This window comes from Sphingobium yanoikuyae (assembly GCF_034424525.1).
GTDB lineage: Bacteria > Pseudomonadota > Alphaproteobacteria > Sphingomonadales > Sphingomonadaceae > Sphingobium > Sphingobium yanoikuyae.
Genome location: NZ_CP139979.1, coordinates 571653 through 588260 on the forward strand (window position 1 = coordinate 571653; position 16608 = coordinate 588260).

At 65.6% G+C, this 16608-nt stretch carries 16 protein-coding genes; 7 read left to right on the forward strand and 9 right to left on the reverse strand.

Going from position 1 to position 16608, the window contains the following annotated elements; translation table 11 throughout:
- Positions 1 to 43 precede the first annotated feature (43 nt).
- The 5 genes from U0025_RS02640 to U0025_RS02660 all read right to left on the reverse strand — a co-directional run bounded on the left by U0025_RS02640 (position 44) and on the right by U0025_RS02660 (position 6170).
- On the reverse strand, positions 44 to 943 hold the full coding sequence (locus tag U0025_RS02640) for a hypothetical protein (RefSeq protein WP_004211051.1): 900 nt from the start codon (positions 941 to 943) through the stop codon (positions 44 to 46).
- On the reverse strand, positions 940 to 2811 hold the full coding sequence (locus tag U0025_RS02645; protein ID WP_004211052.1) for a glycosyltransferase family 2 protein: 1872 nt from the start codon (positions 2809 to 2811) through the stop codon (positions 940 to 942). The genes U0025_RS02640 and U0025_RS02645 overlap by 4 nt, the downstream gene beginning before the upstream one ends.
- Positions 2811 to 4400 carry a cellulose biosynthesis cyclic di-GMP-binding regulatory protein BcsB gene (locus U0025_RS02650; protein WP_004211054.1) on the reverse strand — a complete coding sequence of 530 codons (1590 nt, stop codon included), beginning with the start codon at positions 4398 to 4400 and terminating at the stop codon, positions 2811 to 2813. Before U0025_RS02650 ends, U0025_RS02645 begins: the two co-directional genes overlap by 1 nt.
- Positions 4397 to 5647 (reverse strand): NAD-dependent epimerase/dehydratase family protein, encoded by a 1251-nt coding sequence (locus tag U0025_RS02655; RefSeq protein WP_004211055.1) that lies wholly within the window; start codon positions 5645 to 5647, stop codon positions 4397 to 4399. The genes U0025_RS02650 and U0025_RS02655 overlap by 4 nt, the downstream gene beginning before the upstream one ends.
- Before the next feature lie 172 nt (positions 5648 to 5819).
- Entirely contained in the window at positions 5820 to 6170 is a 351-nt protein-coding gene (locus U0025_RS02660; protein WP_004211056.1) for a YciI family protein, read from the reverse strand.
- Positions 6171 to 6418: 248 nt separating this feature from the next.
- Between U0025_RS02660 and U0025_RS02665 the strand changes: the two genes are divergently transcribed.
- Entirely contained in the window at positions 6419 to 7705 is a 1287-nt protein-coding gene (locus tag U0025_RS02665) for an HD-GYP domain-containing protein (RefSeq protein ID WP_004211057.1), read from the forward strand.
- A gap of 18 nt (positions 7706 to 7723) precedes the next feature.
- Here the strand turns inward: U0025_RS02665 and U0025_RS02670 are convergent, their stop codons facing one another.
- Complete coding sequence (locus tag U0025_RS02670; protein WP_004211058.1) at positions 7724 to 8059, reverse strand: GIY-YIG nuclease family protein; 336 nt, start codon at positions 8057 to 8059, stop codon at positions 7724 to 7726.
- A gap of 267 nt (positions 8060 to 8326) precedes the next feature.
- Here U0025_RS02670 and U0025_RS02675 point away from each other — a divergent pair, with 267 nt between their 5' ends.
- A complete protein-coding gene (locus U0025_RS02675) occupies positions 8327 to 9502 on the forward strand; it encodes a glycoside hydrolase family 5 protein (protein ID WP_004211059.1) in 1176 nt (391 codons plus the stop codon).
- A gap of 8 nt (positions 9503 to 9510) precedes the next feature.
- Here U0025_RS02675 and U0025_RS02680 read toward each other — a convergent pair whose 3' ends face one another.
- From U0025_RS02680 to U0025_RS02690, 3 genes are read right to left on the reverse strand one after another with little or no spacing between them, the layout of a single operon-like run.
- Positions 9511 to 10500 (reverse strand): DUF2891 domain-containing protein, encoded by a 990-nt coding sequence (locus tag U0025_RS02680; RefSeq protein ID WP_004211061.1) that lies wholly within the window; start codon positions 10498 to 10500, stop codon positions 9511 to 9513.
- Positions 10497 to 11435 (reverse strand): DUF979 domain-containing protein, encoded by a 939-nt coding sequence (locus U0025_RS02685; RefSeq protein ID WP_004211062.1) that lies wholly within the window; start codon positions 11433 to 11435, stop codon positions 10497 to 10499. The genes U0025_RS02680 and U0025_RS02685 overlap by 4 nt, the downstream gene beginning before the upstream one ends.
- The gene (locus U0025_RS02690; RefSeq protein WP_004211067.1) at positions 11432 to 12118 is read right to left on the reverse strand and encodes a DUF969 domain-containing protein; all 687 of its coding nucleotides are present in this window, start codon (positions 12116 to 12118) and stop codon (positions 11432 to 11434) included. The genes U0025_RS02685 and U0025_RS02690 overlap by 4 nt, the downstream gene beginning before the upstream one ends.
- A gap of 261 nt (positions 12119 to 12379) precedes the next feature.
- Here U0025_RS02690 and U0025_RS02695 point away from each other — a divergent pair, with 261 nt between their 5' ends.
- The 5 genes from U0025_RS02695 to U0025_RS02715 all read left to right on the forward strand — a co-directional run bounded on the left by U0025_RS02695 (position 12380) and on the right by U0025_RS02715 (position 16560).
- Positions 12380 to 12904 (forward strand): hypothetical protein, encoded by a 525-nt coding sequence (locus U0025_RS02695; protein WP_004211069.1) that lies wholly within the window; start codon positions 12380 to 12382, stop codon positions 12902 to 12904.
- 126 nt (positions 12905 to 13030) lie between these two features.
- On the forward strand, positions 13031 to 13468 hold the full coding sequence (locus U0025_RS02700) for a hypothetical protein (RefSeq protein WP_004211071.1): 438 nt from the start codon (positions 13031 to 13033) through the stop codon (positions 13466 to 13468).
- Positions 13468 to 14178, forward strand: coding sequence for a winged helix-turn-helix domain-containing protein (locus tag U0025_RS02705; RefSeq protein ID WP_004211073.1), 711 nt, complete (start codon positions 13468 to 13470; stop codon positions 14176 to 14178). The genes U0025_RS02700 and U0025_RS02705 overlap by 1 nt, the downstream gene beginning before the upstream one ends.
- 183 nt (positions 14179 to 14361) lie before the next feature.
- The gene (locus tag U0025_RS02710; RefSeq protein WP_004211075.1) at positions 14362 to 15060 is read left to right on the forward strand and encodes a carbonic anhydrase; all 699 of its coding nucleotides are present in this window, start codon (positions 14362 to 14364) and stop codon (positions 15058 to 15060) included.
- A 3-nt stretch (positions 15061 to 15063) separates the two neighbouring features.
- Positions 15064 to 16560, forward strand: a complete 1497-nt coding sequence (locus U0025_RS02715; RefSeq protein ID WP_004211076.1) for a SulP family inorganic anion transporter — start codon at positions 15064 to 15066, stop codon at positions 16558 to 16560.
- Positions 16561 to 16608: the final 48 nt, after the last annotated feature.

Consider the following 16608-nt stretch of genomic DNA (forward strand, 5'->3'; position numbering starts at 1 on the left):
TGCCGGGCCTGCGTCCGACCGGACATTCTTCGCAGTTCCATTGTCAGTGGAAGCGGATGCCGATGCGACCGACGAAGCCGCTATAGTCGCGGGTGGGGACGTTGGAATCATTGCTGGCATAGCCGGCCTCGCCGAACAGGTTGATCCGCCGGGTCAGCGCCTGTTCGACGCCGCCGGTCAGGCGCAATTGCGTATCCTCCCGCTTGAAAGGGTAAGCGTTGGAAAAGGCCGCCTTGTAGTTGCGATGGACCAGATAGAGCCGGCCATAGACTTCCAGCCCCTCGCGCAGCGGCGTGCGGGCGATCAGCATCGTGCCATAGCCATTATAGCTGAAGCGGTTGGCCTGCGCATTGGCGTGCAGGCCCAATAGCGACCCCATGATGCGGGTCTGCCCGCCGCCTGGCCGCCAGAGATGGCGCAATTCGCCCAGCCACTCGCTCTGGTCATAGCCCTGGAAGCGCTGTTCGCTCTGGTTGCGATAGCCGTAACGCAGGCGCACCGTGCTGGTGTGGGCAGGATTGTGGCGGTGGATGAGCTGCACATCCATGCGCGCGCGATCGAACACCCGCCCATCATCGCCCAGCACATATTCATAGCTGGGCTGGAAGCGCAGCCTGGTCTGCCCCTTGGCCGCCAGTGGCCAGTCGATCTGCGCGCCGACGGTCAGCGGATAGCGATTATAATCGGCTTCGGAGGGATAGATGTGGGCGCCCGCGGACGCGCGCAGGATCGCCGGGCCGGCATCATAGGCCAGGCCCACTTCGCCGGTGAACAGCGACTTGATCCGATCCTGATCGGGACTGTTGTCGACCACGTCGGGTGGCACCACGTCGAGCCCGTAGGAGAGTTCACCCTCAACCGACAGGTCGCCCGGCTTGGCCCAGCCGGCCTGGGGCATGGCGGCAAGACCCAGCAGGGCGGCGGGAATGACGATCTGTTTCATGAGACCTCCGGCGATGAAGGGGGGGATGGCGGGGGAAGCGGATCGGGCGGCGGGCTTTGCGGCCAGGGGTCGCGCCCGATCTGGATGCGTGTGGACATCGAGGTGATCGGGATGGTGAGCGCGGATTCGAGCGTGTACCAGGCGCGCAGCGCGCGGAAGAAGATATAGGGGGGCAGCGCCAGCAGGGCGCGGGGTCGATTATTCGCCAGGATCGCGATCGCCGCGGCAACCATGGGTGATCCGACCAGCACGGCAACGATCGCCTGCCAATGGGGCAAAGCGATCGATCTCGATGTGATGAGCAGTTCAAGCAGGCCGAAGATGACGAGCGGGATCATCATCGCCCGGCGCGCGGTGTTCATCAGCATATAGGGCAGGACCAGCTTGCCGCGGATGCTGAAGTCCGGGGCGCTGATGAGCGAATGGGCGCGCGCGCTGACATGATAGACCGACCGGAACCAGCGCAGCCGCTGTTCGCGCAGATGGGCGAAGCTGGTCGGCACTTCGGACACATAGCTGACCCGATGATCGACCAGCGTGCGATAGCCCAGTTCGGCGATGCGCAGCGAGATGTCGGTATCCTCGCCATTCATGCCGGAGGCGAACTGGCCGACCCGCCGCAGCGCGTCTGCCCGATAGATGACGAACATGCCGGGAATGCCGACCAGCCCGGCCATGACGCTGAGCGCGGGCGAATAATAGCCATGCTTGACGATCACCTCGACCAGGCGCCCCGCATCGAAGATCGCGCCGCCTGGCGGCAAGGGCACGCCGCCGACCGCGCCGGCATTGGGATCGGCGAAATTCTGCATTGCCAGCGTCAGATTGTCCTCGCCCACCAGCGTGTCGGCGTCGATCCGCACGATGAACGGATAGCGCGCATGCAGCACGCCTTCGTTCAGGGCATGGGCCTTGCCGGGCGTCGCGACATGCACGACCCGCCCCTTGAGCGCGGAGCAGGCGTCGATCACGGCGCGGGCGATGTCCGCCGTGCCATCGACCGAGCCATTGTCCATCACGATCAGTTCGACCTCCGCACCATAATGGGCGGCGGCGCGGTCGATATGCTGGATCGTCTGGCCGATCACATATTGTTCGTTGAAGGCGGGCACGATGACGCTGACCGGGGCGGCGAAGTCGGGGCGCGACAGGCGATAGCGCTCGGTGACGGCAACGATATAGAGCTGGGCAAAGGTCAGCAGCACGAACAGGATGACGCCCGGACCGATGCCGCCGAGCAGGCTGATGTCGCGCATCTCCTCGAACAGCAGGATCGGTTGCTGTGCCGCCCAGATGGCGATGATCGCCGCGATCGTGCCGGCAATGGCGAGGCGGTAGAGGGCGCGCCCCTTGGGCTGGGGGCCGCGCAGCACCGGCACCGGGGCAGGCATGGTGCCGCGCCGGATGATGACGAAGGCGAAGACCGCCATGCCCATTAGCCCGGCCATGACCTGGATCGCGGCCAGCGAAAAGGGGGTGCCGACATAGGCGAACAGCGCCACGCTGCCGAGGTCAAGGATGGTGCAGAGCGCCATGTAGCGCAGGCATAGGTCGAGGCAGAGCAGGATGCGCGCCCGCACCGATCCCGCCGCATAGAGCGAGAAGGAGATGAAATAGGAATAGATGAAGGTCCGGATCGAGATCGCGCTGAAGCCCAGATAGGGGCCGAACACATAATCATGGGTGCGGAAGAAGCGGTCGAGATAGCCCAGTTCGAACAGCCATAGCTGGAACAGGGCGATGGTCGTGAAGGTCAGCAGCAGAGCGGGTGCGCGCAACATCGATACCGGACGGGCCAGTCCGCCGGCGACACTGTCCGTCGACTGGAAATTGGCCTGGGTCCGGTCATAATCCGGGGGCGGCGGCATCAGGGGGCAGGGGCTGTTGCGCGCAGCGGGGTGGTCGCCGGCGTGGCGGGCGGCGGGACGGGAACCGGGCGATGGACCGTCACCAGCAGAGCCACGGCCGCCCAAGCCGCCGATGCATCACGCGCGAAGGGTTCCACCATGACGCCTTCGCGCCGGTCATCGGGGAAGTGGACCAGCCATTGCCGTCCGGCGGGGCGGACCCGTGCCAGCGCGCCGGCAATGTCGCCCGTCAGCACCTCGATCGTGGTGCCCGGCCTTTGGGTGCCGAAGGCAAGGGCGCTGGGCCGCATCTGACCCAGCAACTGGGCTGTGGCCTGTCCCTGCGGTGCGGTCAGTGCGCCGGCCTTCAAGGCGACCGGGCGATTGGCCGCAAGCAGGCCCCGCAACTGGACGATCGCCGGCACAAGCCGTTCGCCGCCGCCCCGCAAGATGGTTTCCGGCAGCATTTCCGCGGCGATCAGACGGCGCGCGCCGCACCGCATTTCTTCCCGCTCATGTGCGGTCAGGGTGATTTCCAACTGGTTGCGATCCAGATGATCGGCGGTCGGCAGCGCGATCGAATGGCTGAAGCGCTGATCCTCATCGGTCAGCGTGCGGGTGAAGAGCAGATGATCGTTGAGCGTCACGAACAGCGCGGTGCGGGTTTCGGCGATCGGCCCGAGCAGCAGGCGCAGGTCGAGCGCGGACGGCAGTTCGCCATTGGGCAATTGCCCAACATCATAGCGATAGCGCCAAGTGGTTTCCCGATCGAAGCGGCGTGCGCCGCCATTCTCGATCGCGCTGACCAGGCTGACCGGATAGCGCAGCGCCTGAGTCCGGTCGGGACGGATGGCTGCGCCCTTGTCGATGTCGGTCAGCGCCTGGGCGGCATAGCCGCTTTCGCCGAAATAGATGCCATAGCCTTTCTCGCTCAGCCGCGCGGCGGCGAGCAGGGTGGCGAGATCCGCCACCTTGTCATCCTCGTCCCATTTGACCGGGATCAGGTCGCCCCACAAGGCGAGCCGGTCGCGGGTGGTGGACGGCGCCTTGTCCAGTTTGAGGTGCAGGCCGCTTTCCGGCAGGATCGTGACGACGGCGGCCAGCGCTTCATTGGGGGTGCATTCGGCCATCGGACCACGCCCGACAAGCGCCAGTTTGACCTCCAGCTGGCCCGAGGCCAGTTCGGCGGGGGTCAGTTCGATCTTGGCACGCCGTTTGAAGCGCCCCTGGTTCAGCACGACGTCGGCGCGCTTGACCCCGTTGATGCTGATCCGCAGCGCACCCTCGGCATCGGGCACGGCGTCGGTCGCGAAGGCGATATTATAGGTGCCGCTGAGCGGCCGGCTGTCGGTCGGCAGGCGGAAGACCTTGCTAGCATAGGCCGGAAAGCCGGACAGGATCAGGGGATTGTCCGGGTGCGACTGCGCCACGAACACATCGCGTCCATCGACATCGATGAAGGGGATGGAGCCGCGCTGATAATCCTCGAACAGAGGGTCGCCCATCCGGACGTTGCGGCCCATGATCGTGTCGAACAGGCCGCTCTGGCCGATCGCGATGAGCAGGCCGATGAACAACAGCGCCTGAAGGCAGATGACCCATAATCTCATCGGCCCGCTCCCGCCACGCCGGGCAGGACGGGGCGGATCGTCTCGATCGGCCCCGCCTGGTCGAGCGCCGCCTGCTGCTCCCGCGTCCAGGCCGTGCGCGCCGGGATGTGGCGCTGGTCGACGCGGTCGGCATAACGGGCGGAAATTTCCAGCGTCTCGGCCAGCAGGCCGTCGGTCAGCAGGATCGGGTCGAGGCCCAGCGCGCGGAAGGTGGCGTTGCTGACGTCGAGATCATTTTCTGCCGCTTCCTTGCGGGGGTTGGGCAGATATTCGATCGCCGCCCCGGTCAGGTCGGATACCAGACGGGCTAGGTCGCGCACGCGCAGGCTTTCGGCGATCTGGTTGATGATCTTGACCCGGTCGCCGCGCTCCGGCGGATGGGCAACGGCGAGCGCAATGCAGCGCACCGTGTCCTGGATATTGAGGAAGGCGCGGGTCTGGCCGCCGGTGCCATGGACGGTCAGCGGATGGCCAAGCGCCGCCTGCACCAGAAAGCGGTTGAGCACGGTGCCATATTCGCCCTCATAATCGAACCGGTTGATGAGCGCGGGGTGGCGCCGGGTCTCCGCCGTTTGGGTGCCCCAGACGATGCCCTGGTGCAGGTCGGTGATGCGCAGCCGGTCATTCTGGGCATAGAATTGGAACAGCAGCTGATCGATCGACTTGGTCATGTGATAGACGCTGCCCGGCCGGGTCGGATACAGGATTTCCCAGTCATGCGGGGCACCGGCATCGTCGTGGATCTGGACGGTCAGATAGCCTTCGGGGATTTCGAAGCCGGCACCGCCATAGCCATAGACGCCCATGGTGCCGAGATGGACGAGATGCGCGTCGAGGTCGCAGGCGACCAGCGCGGTCAGGACATTGTGGGTGCCGCCGACATTGTTGTTGACGGTATAGCGCTTCTCGGTCGGTCCGCGCATCGAATAGGGGGCGGCGCGCTGTTCGGCGAAATGGACGATCACTTCGGGGCGCTCCTCCGCCAGCAGGGCAAGGAGGCGGGCATAATCCTGGGCGACGTCGAGATAATGGAAGCGGATGGTCCGCCCGCTTACCTGGTGCCAGGCATCCAGCCGCTGGTCGACCATGGCGATCGGCGTCAGGCTGTGGACGCCCAGTTCCGCGTCGATCCGGCGACGCGAAAGATTGTCGATGATGACGACCTCATGGCCCAGTTCGGACAGATGCAACGCTGTCGGCCAGCCGCAAAAGCCGTCGCCGCCGAGCACGAAAATCTTTTTCGCCACACGATCTCCTGTCCCTGGCGTGCCCCGGACCGGAAATGTGCGGGGCGGCCGGCAATCGAGAAGAAGGGAGGTCGAATGATCCCGCTTCGTCGGCCCAAGAGCTATCGGGGTAAATACCGAGTTCCGGGGGAAAACGGCAGCAGATCAATGCAATGCAAGGATATGAGGGGCGCTAGGCCCATTCGTGGAAAGGGCGGATCTCGATTTCGCTGGGGCCGGGCATGGGATTGGGGCAGCGTTTCACCCAGGCGACGGCTTCGTCCATGTCGGCTACCTCCCATAGCCAGAAGCCCGCGACCAGTTCGCCGACCTGGGGAAAGGGGCCATCGATGACGCGGCGATCGGCGCCGTCGAAGGCGATACGCTTGCCATGAGAGGAGGGGAGCAGGCCGTCGGCCATGCGCAATATGCCGGCTGCTTCCAGTTCGTCGTTGAAGCGGCCCATCGCCGCCATCATCTCCGGGTCGGGCGGGCCGCCCGCCTCGCTGTCCTGCGTTGCCTTCACCAGCACCATCACGCGCATCGATCGCCTCCCTGTCCGGACCGCAGGAGGATAAGCGAAAATGGCCGATTGCGGTAGGCGCAGCGACATCGCCGGCCGGCTCCCGGCGCAGCTTCAGGCGCCTGGCAAGAGAATTGACGACTTTCAAGCAGTTGCCGCACGCGCGCACGGTAAAGCGAAGCCGTACTTTCGCGGCTGGAAGGAGGGATCTTAACCTTTTGGAAAGGCACGACCTGCGAAATGAAAGCGGGGACTACGGGGCCGTATAAATGCTGAAAAAAATCCGCACCCAGGACGTGAAACTGGGGATGTTCTTGCACAAGCTGGACGGGTCGTGGTTTTCTCACCCCTTCTGGAAGCGCAAGATGCTGCTCGACGATCCCGAGCAATTGGCGGACCTGCATGCCAGCAAGGTCGAGTGGGTGACGATCGACGTGTCGCGCGGTGCGGATGTGGCCCCGGCCCAGCCGGTGCCATCCCGCGTGATGCCGATAGCCGAGCCGCGCGAACGGGTGTTCGGCCGTGCCGGGCCAACGATCGTGCGCCGCGCCGCGCCCCAGCCGGTCGACCGTCCCTTCGATCCGCTGTCCAAGGACAAGCTGCCGATCCGCGCCGAGATGGTCCATGCCCAGCGGCTGGCGCGCAAATCGGGTCGCACCATGCGCAAGCTCTATGAGGATGTGCGGCTGGGCAAGGCGGTGAAGGCGGCCAAGCTGGAAACCATGGTCGACGAGATTTCCAGCTCCGTGCAGCGCAACCCGCACGCCTTCATGGCGATCACGCGGATGAAGAATAGCGGCGAATATCTGTATCAGCATGCGCTGTCGGTCTGCGCGCTGATGATCGGCCTTGCCCAGCAGATGCACCTGTCGCCCGACGATATCCGCAAGGCCGGCCTTGCCGGCCTGCTGATGGACATGGGCATGGCCCATGTGCCGCAGGAAGTGTGGGACAAGGATGCGCCGCTGACGCCGGAGGAGTGGGACGTGGTCAAGAGCCACACCACGCTGGCGCATGAATTCCTGACCCTGGGCGGCGAAATGCCGGCAGAAGTGCTGGATGTGTGCCTCAACCATCATGAGCGGCTGGACGGCAGCGGCTATCCCAATGGCCTGGCCGGCGAGCAGATCGGCATGTTCGCGCGCATGGCCGCGATCTGCGACAGCTATGACGCCATGACGTCAAATCGCTTGCACCGCAGTGGCGAAGATCCGTCGCGCGCCTTGCTGAAGATCGACGAGGATGGCGGCGCGCTGTTCGACGCGGAAATCTTCCAGGCGTTCCAGCGCGCGGTCGGCATCTATCCGATCGGGTCGCTGGTGCGGCTGCGATCGCACCGGCTGGCGATCGTGGTCGAGCAGAATCCCGACGACCTGACCCTGCCCAAGGTCCGCCCCTTCTATTCGCTCTCCGATCGGGCGTTCGAGAAGAGTGAGGATATTGACCTCGGCAATTGCTTCGGTGCGGACCAGATCATCACCCGCGAGACGCCCGAAGGATGGGATATGAGCGAATGGCCGGCGATGAGCGCCAAGCTGCTGGCAGTCGCAGGCTGAAACAGGGCAGGCGGCCGGTCAGATCCGCGTCGCCTGTAACTGTTCCGTCCATTGGAGCAGGCGCTCCTTCAACCGGCGGTCGCGGCCGGCGCCGAGATCATCCGCTTTCAGTCGTTCGAGAATCTCGAAGTCGAAGCCGTCCTCGCCATGGGCATTCCAGGCATGCTGCAGGCCAGGGTGCTGATCATGGCCCAGTCGCAGGGTGAACCAGAGCCGGTTGCGGATCGTGGCGAGATTGAGCGCGCTGCCGACCCAGCGCTGGCCAGAGGGCAGGCAGGATAGGGCATAGATGCCGCTTTCGACTTTCTGCTCCCTGTAGGCGGCGATCGCGGCCCGCTTTTCCTCTTCGGTCATGAGGCGCCTTTAATATTACCCGGATATATTGGCAAATGATATTTATCCGGGTCAAATGGGCCGGCTTGATTTTGCGGTCATGGGAATAATGGTCTGCCCCCGTTTTCCCTGGCGGATCGGGAGTTTTGCCTAAGGGAAAACCCATATGGCGCATTATTGGAACAGCCTGTCGGAGGCTTAACCAAATCCCGCAACCGGGTGAAGACATTGTCTAACTAGGCTAGCTAAGGGCCCGCCTCCTTTTGGGTCTGACAGGGTAGGCAATTCATGAAGAAGATGGGGGGCGGCGTTGCCGCCGCTGTGGTTGCGCTGGCCGCGACGGGTGTTCTTGCGGCCGTTACACTATCGGGGGGCGAGGCGGATGCGCCGGACGCACGGGTGATCACCATCCCGTCATCGGCCAGTACCGCGCCAGCCGCCAGCACGGGCACCAGCGCGACGGTGCCGACCACGACGGCGGCGCAGGCCTATGCTGCGGCGGCAGCAGCCGCCGTGCCGGCGGCTACGGCGACCAGCACGTCCAAGATTCTACCGGGCATCAATATTTCCGGTGGCGAATTTGGCGGCACCGGCGGCAAGCTGGGCACAAACTATATCTATCCCAGCACGGCGGAAATGCGCAGCTATGCGGCGCAGGGCTTCAAGCTGCTGCGCGTGCCGTTTCGCTGGGAAAGGTTGCAGCCCAATCTCTATGGCCCCTTGTCGGAGGTCGATCGCAAGGCGCTGAAGTCCGTCGTGACCCAGGCCAATGCGCTGGGCCTGACGGTGATCCTGGACATGCATAATTATGGTGCGCGCCAGGTGAACGGCTCTGCGGCCCTGGTCGGCAGCGGCACGCTGGCGACGACGGCGCTGACCAATGCCTGGGTCAAGATCATGGAGGATTATCGGTCCAACCCCAAGGTCTGGATCGGCCTGATGAACGAGCCAAACCGGCAGACGGCGGCGCAATGGTGGGCCATTGCCGGGCAGGTGACCAAGGATATCCGCGCCCAGAAGATCAGCAACAAGCTGCTGATCCCCGGCACGGCCTGGACCGGGGCGCATAATTGGGTGAGTTCGGGCAATGCGGCGCAGGCGGTGAAGTTCGTCGATCCCGGCAAGAATTACGCGTTTGAAGTGCATCAATATCTGGATGCCTGGTCGACCGGCACCACCGACAAGTGCGAGGTCAAGGCCGGCCAGCGCGTGAATGCGGCGCTGACCTGGGCCGAGAAATACAAGGTGAAGCTGTTCTTCGGCGAGATTGCCGCGTCGGGCCAGCCGCAATGCGCGAAGGAATATCCCGACATGCTGCGCCGTCTGAAGACGTCGTCGGCGGTGTTGGGCTGGACCGCCTGGGGCGGCGGCGCCTGGTGGGCCTATGACTATATGTTCCGTCTCCAGTCGCGCACGACCACGCCGACGGCACATATGAAGCTGCTGCTCGCCAACATGCCCTGAGGCTGGGGTTACTCCAGCGCCAGCAGGGCGAAGCTGGCCAGCCAATGTTCCCCCATATAGTCACCGGCTATATGGGGGAGCGCGGCGTCGAGATGGGCGATGGCCGCCTGCTCGGCAATCGGTGCGATCGGGGCGTCGGCGCCCAGCGCGGCGGCGATGCCGCGCCAGCACCAGGCACGGCTGAGGTTGAGGCCGTCGAGATGGGCGATCTTGCCGTCGCTGCGGTCCGATACGGTGGCCGGGGTGAACAGGGTGGCCGGCTGACCGGTCAGAAGATCGGGCAGGAATGCGCCGAACCAGTCGGCAAATTCATCGCGCGAGAGCAGCCGGCTCATCAGCAGCGCTTCGGTGAGCGCCGAGGAGAGAAACTCGTCGCCGCCCGGTTCCCAGGCCTGGCAGGCGCGGTCCTGGCCGAACCAGGCAAGGGCGCGCTCGCGGATCAGGGCCTGGAGCGCGGGATCGCGGTCCTTGGCCCAGCCATGGGCGTGGATCAGCGCGAAGCTGCTGTTGAAATGGGTGCCGACGCGCAGCGGATAGGTCATTTTCGGCAGGAAGGCGTGGAAGCGCGCGGCGAAATCGAGCGCCAGCGGTTCGATCGCGGCGGCCCAGGGGCCGTCCTGCCGGGCGAGTTCGGCATGGAGCGCGAGCAGCCAGGCCCAGCCATAGGGGCGCTCGAACCCGCCGGCGGTCGGGCGGGTGAGGAAGGCGCGCTCGCCCGCGACCTTGTCCGGCACCAGCATCATGTCGGCGCGAGCGCGGATCGCATCGGCCTGGGCCATGGCGGGATAGAGGCGGCGCAGGCGCATCACCTGCCACCAGCCATGGACGCAGCTATGCCAGTCATAGCTGCCATGGAAGATCGGATGATGCTCCGCCGGGATGCGCGCATCCTCCGGTCCCTGATAGGTCAGGTCCATCTTGTAGGGATATTGGCGCCCCAGATGGGACAGGGTCAGCGCAGCGAAGCGATCGGCAATATCTTGGGAAAGTCGGGTCATCGGAAGGCCAGCCAATAGATCAGGAGGATGTTGACGCAGAGCAGGGGGAGGGCGGTGCCGACCTGGCGGCGGATCACGCCATATTCATCCTTGAGCTGCAGCAGCGCGGCGGGGAGGAGGTTGAAATTGGCGGCCATCGGGGTCAGCAATGTGCCGCAGAAGCCCGCCAGCATGCCGATTGCGCAGATGATCGCCGGATCGCCATGATAATGGTGGATCAGCAGCGGGATGCCGATCGCGGCGGTCATCACCGGGAAGGCGGCAAAGGCATTGCCCATGACGATGGTGAAAAGCGCCATGCCCAGGCCATAAGCGATCACCGCGCCGAGCAGGCTGCCATCGGGAATGGCGAGGCGGACGATGCCGCCGACGACATCGCCAACGCCGGCAAGCGCGAACACCGCGCCGAGGCTGGCCAGCATCTGCGGCAATATGCCCACCCAGCCGACCGAGTCCATCAATTGCCGCCCCTGTTGCAGGGCGACGATCGGCCGGGCGCGCAGCCAGGTGCAGCCGATGGCGAGCGCGATCAGGACGCCCAGCGCCAGCGAGATGAGGGTGGTCTGCTTGGGATCGATCCAGGCGGGGAACGCCTTGAACAGGAAGGTGCCGGCGAGCGCGGTGACGGGGATGACCAGGGCGATGGCGAACAGGCCATTGCCATGGCGGTCGGCCCGCGCCTGCCGCTCCGCCAGCGGCACGCCGCCGCTGCCGCGCCCCAGCCCCTTGAAGCCGGCAATGGCGACGAGGCCGAGGACCAGGGCGCCATTGCCGATGTCGCCGAGCCGGTCGCCTGCCCACATGCTGAGCGCGAGCAGTGCCCAGAAGGCGGCGGTGGTGAAGCGGCGCGGATTGCTGCGATCGGCGGCGCCGAGCAGGGCATAGCCGGCGAACACCGCGCCCATCAGCGCATAGACCCAGTGGAGGGTGATCATGCCGTGTGCTCCGCTTCCTTGGCACCCTGCGCGTTCAGCCGGCGGTCGAGCCGCCACAGGCGAAAGCCATGGATAAGCAGCGCGGTGATCGCGGTCGGGATCGCCCAGACCGAGAGCTGGAGCGGTTCAAGGAGGATGCCATATTGCTCCAGCAGCCCCTTGATCAGCAGGATCGAGCCGATGGCGAGGAAAATATCCTCGCCAAAGAAGACGCCGACATTGTCGGTCGCGGCGGCCCAGGCCTTGATCTCGTCGCGCTGCTCCTCATCGAGCGCGCCGGCCTGTTTCTCGGCCGCGGCTTCGGCGATCGGCGCGACCAGCGGGCGCACGGTCTGGGCATGGCCGGCAACCGAGATCAGGCCCATGGCGGCCGAAATCTGGCGGGCGACAAGATAGAAGAGAAGGAAACGGCCGGTGGTGGCGCCGCGCATCCGGTCGATGAGGCCGCGTGCCCGTTCCTGAAGCCCATGCGCTTCGAGCAGGCCGATCACCGGCAGTACCACCCAGACGACCGAGACATAGCGCGAGTCGTTGAACGCCTTGCCGAAGGCGGCGAGGATGGTGATCGGATCGAGCCCGGCGGCAAGGCCGGTGGCGATGGCCGAGGCCAGGATCACCAGCAGCGGATTGAAGCGCAGCACGAAGCCCGCGACGATCAGGGCGATGCCCAGCAACACCCACATTAGTCGTTCGCGTCCCGCAGTCGTCCGTCCGTCATCGCCATGGGGTAGCGGCAATGCAGGCCGCTGGCCATAGGCGGTTGAAATCCGGTGCGATGGTCGCACCGGTCGCACCGGACCGTCGGTTCGCATCTTTTCCGAAAATCCTGATGGCCAATGACATCGGCCTGACATAGTTGGAGGAGACAGGGGCGTATCAGACGTGGACGGCCAGACCCAAAATGGGGCGGACGTGGAATTATTCGGAGAGAGCCTTTGACCATCATGGCGATCGATTTCGAGGCGTCGTGCCTGCCCAGGCACGGACGATCCTTCCCGATCGAAGTGGGCATAGCAGGCGGCGGCATTGCCCGCAGCTGGATCATTCGACCGCATGCAGCCTGGACCGGCTGGGACTGGACCGCCGAAGCCGAGGCGCTGCACGGCCTGTCGCGCGCCCGGATCGAGGCGGAGGGCGAGCCGGCGGACGTGGTGCTGGCGCAACTGGCGGCGGCGGTCGCCGGCTGCCGCGTGGTCGCGGACAGCGTGATCGACCAATATTGGCTGCAGACGCTGGCCGATACGCAGGCCGTGGTGGCGCCGTTCGCGATCGATCATGTCTCATTGTTGCTGGATGAGTGGGGTGCGGACGAGCCGCGGATCGCGGCGGCCATGGCCCATGCCGATGCGCTGCATAGCGCGCGGCACCGCGCCGTGGCCGATGCGCTGTGGCTTTCCGGGCTGATCGAGGCCCTGTCGGGGGCGGCGCGGCCGCGTCAGGCCGGTCCGGTGATCGCAAGGGTCGCTTGACGGCATGCTGCGGCACAGCAATAATTTGTAACGTTCGGCATATTGGGGAGACATTCTCCCTGCCTAAACCCGTCGGAAGGATCCCGCTTATTGCTGGATATTGTCTGTTTCGAAGGGAAGCCACCCATGTTGCCGATCCTTGCCAGTGTCGCGGCGCTCGCCGCTTCCTCCACCCCGATCCATAGCGCCGAACTGACCCACGGCGCTCAGGCCTATACGGCCAGCTATCACACCGCATCGTCGGTGCGCTTCACCCAGGTCGAGCCGCGCTTCGGCAATCGCAACGCCATCCCGGTCTGCCGCTGGCAGGCCGATGTGCGCGTCGACCGCGCCGTCGCGGCCCAGGGCCAGTCGGTGCCGGCCTTCGGCAAGGCGGTCCATCGCTTCGCCCCGCTGTCGGGCAGCTATGCCGGCACCTGCGCCGCTGCCCGCAGCCAGGTGGACGCAGAGGTCGCCCGCTATGCCAGCGCCCGCAATGCCGAGGCCGTGTCGGTCGCGCAGCAGGACCGTGCCGTGCTGGTGAATGAACTGGACAGCGTACGCGCGCTGACCGTGAAGGGCTGATGAGTCCACCGCTGATACTGGTCGCCGAGACGCAGCAGGATTTGCGGCACAAGGTGCGCGAATTCCTGGAGCAGAGCGGGTTTCGCGCTCTGCCTGCGGCCTCGTCGAGCGATATATTCAGTGCCATGGACCGGATGCCGGTCGGCGCGGTCGTGCTGGATGCAGGACTGCGCGGGCCGGACGGCATGGACCTGTGCCGCGACGTGCGTGAGCGTAGCGATGTGCCGATCATCCTGGTCGGCGCCGACAGCAGCGAGGTCGACCGGGTGGTCGGCCTGGAACTGGGCGCCGACGATTACATGGCCAAACCCTATTCGACCCGCGAACTGGCGGCGCGTCTGCGCGCCGTGCTGCGGCGCGGGCGCAGCGAACGGGCGCTGGGTCTGCGTCGCCAGACCCAGGCGCGCTTCGACGACTGGGTGGTCGATTTCGCCCGGCGCGAAGTGACCGACCCGGCCGGCGCGCTGGTCGAATTGACGGCAGCGGAATTTTCGCTGCTCGCCGTGTTGCTGGATCATGCCCAGGCGGTGATTGCCCGTGCGCGGCTGATGGAACTGGCGGGTGTGCGCGACGCGCCCTCGTCCGATCGCAGTGTCGACGTGCTGATCAGCCGGTTGCGGCGCAAGCTGTCCCATGAAGGACGGCCCGCCGCGATCGTGACTGTTCGTGGCGTCGGATACATGTTCAGCGCGGTCGTCGACCGGCGCTGACCCTCCCGAAAAGGCGCGCTGATGGCGGTTTTCCGCCATTTGGCGCGCCTGTCGGGCGCTTTGCATCCCAGACATGATTTTTAACAATTCCGCTGCGCCGCAGCAAAATCTGCTGCGTATTTTGCAAGCTAGGCCGGTCCGCCCCCTGACCGGCAACGCAATAGCAATAAGAGGATGAAAGCCATGAACGAGCTTATCGGTCGTGTATTCAGTTTCGAGACCAAGGTCTTCCCGAACGAAAGCACGCTCTACAATCAGTTGGCCAGCCATGGTCAGAGCCCCAAGGCGCTGATGATCTCCTGCGCCGACTCGCGCATCGTTCCCGAGCACATCATGCAGGCCCAGCCGGGCGACCTGTTCGTCTGCCGCAATGCCGGCAACATCGTGCCGCCGCATGACAGCCAGCTGGGCGGCGTGACCGCCACGGTCGAATATGCCGTCATGGTGCTGGGCGTGCGCGACATCATCGTGTGCGGTCACAGCGACTGCGGCGCGATGAAGGCGCTGGCCACCGACGCCGACCTGACCGGCATGCCCAATGTCGCCGCCTGGCTGCGCCACAGCCATGCCGCGCAGAAGCTGTGCCGCGAATCCTATCCTGCCGACCTGGATGCCGCCGAAAAGCTGCGCAACATGGCGCTGGAAAATGTCGTCGTGCAGCTGTCGCACCTGCGCACCCATCCGTCGGTCGCGTCGGGCATCGCCCGCGGCGAGATCGCCCTGCATGGCTGGTATGTCGACATCCATGCCGGCCAGGTCCTGGGCCTGGACGGCGAAACCGGTCGTTTCTCGGTGCTGCGCGAAGGGCAGAAGCTGCCCGTGGCGCTGCCGCATGGGCGTCGCCTGGCCGGCGAATCGCTCATCGCACAAGCTGCGGAGTAAATCATGTTGAAGGCCTTTTCCGGCGGCACGTTCAGCCGCGACTTCACGGCGTCGATCGTCGTGTTCCTGGTGGCCATGCCGCTGTGCATGGGCATCGCCATTGCCTCCGGCGTGCCGCCGGAAAAAGGCCTGATCACCGGCATCATCGGCGGCCTGGTCGTCGGCCTGCTGGCGGGTTCGCCGCTGCAGGTCAGCGGTCCGGCGGCCGGTCTTGCGGTCATCGTCTTCGAAATCGTGCGGGAACAGGGGCTGTCGGCCCTTGGCCCCATCCTGATCCTGGCAGGCGCGATCCAGATCGTCGCCGGCCTGCTGAAGGTCGGCGGCTGGTTCCGCGCCATTTCGCCGGCCGTCGTGCATGGCATGCTGGCGGGCATCGGCGTGCTGATCGTCGTCGGCCAGTTCCATGTGCTGTTCGATGACAAGCCGCTGTCGAGCGGCCTGCACAATCTGATCGCGATGCCGGGCCAGATATTGGGCCTCACCAATCAGGACGCGGCCACCGCCTTCGCGGTCGGCCTGGTCACCATCGGCGCGATGCTGGGCTGGGAGAAGTTCCGCCCCGCATCGATGAAGCTGGTGCCGGGCGCGCTGGTCGGCGTTGTCGCCGCGACGCTGGTGGCCTTCGCGCTCGGCCTGCCGGTCGCCCGTGTTGTCGTGCCGGAATCGATCCTGTCCGCCATCAGCCTGCCCGAACAGGGCCTGCTGGCGCAGCTGATGAGCCCGACCATCATCACCACCGCAATTGCCATCGCCTTCATCGCCAGTGCCGAGACTCTGCTGTCGGCCGCGGCGGTCGACCGCATGCATGATGGCGTGCGCACCAATTACAACCGCGAACTGAGCGCGCAGGGCGTGGGCAACCTGCTCTGCGGCGTTGCTGGCGCGCTGCCGATGACAGGCGTCATCGTCCGCTCGTCCGCCAACGTCCAGGCCGGCGCCAAGACCCGCCTGTCGGCGATCCTGCATGGCGCGTGGATCCTGGGCTTCGTCGCCCTGCTGCCCTGGCTGCTGCGCGAAGTGCCGATGGCGGCGCTGGCCGGCATCCTGGTCGTGACCGGTTTCCGCCTCGTCAGCCTGTCGCACGTCAAGCATCTGTTCCACCTCTATGGTCCGCTGCCGGCGATCGTGTGGGCCGCGACGCTGATCTGCGTTGTCGCGACCGACCTGCTGACCGGCGTGCTGGTGGGCATCGGCCTGTCGCTGATCGAACTGATCCCCCATGCCAGCCGCCTGCGTCTTGGCGTCGAGGAAGCCAGCCGCGGCGATGCGCATGAAGTGGCGCTGCACGGCACGGCGAGCTTCCTGAGCCTGCCCAAGCTGTCGGCCAAGCTGGAATCGGTGCCGGCGGGACAACTGGTCATCCTCAATGTCGAGCGCCTGACCCATATCGACCATACCTGCGCCGAAATGGTGCGCGAATGGGCCGATCGCCGCACCGGCGCGGGCGCCAAGGTGGAGCTGTTCGGCGCGACCGGACGGATGCGCCAGCTCGTCGCCTGACACGAGCCTGCATGACAGAAAAGCCGCCGCATCCCCGGATGCGGCGGC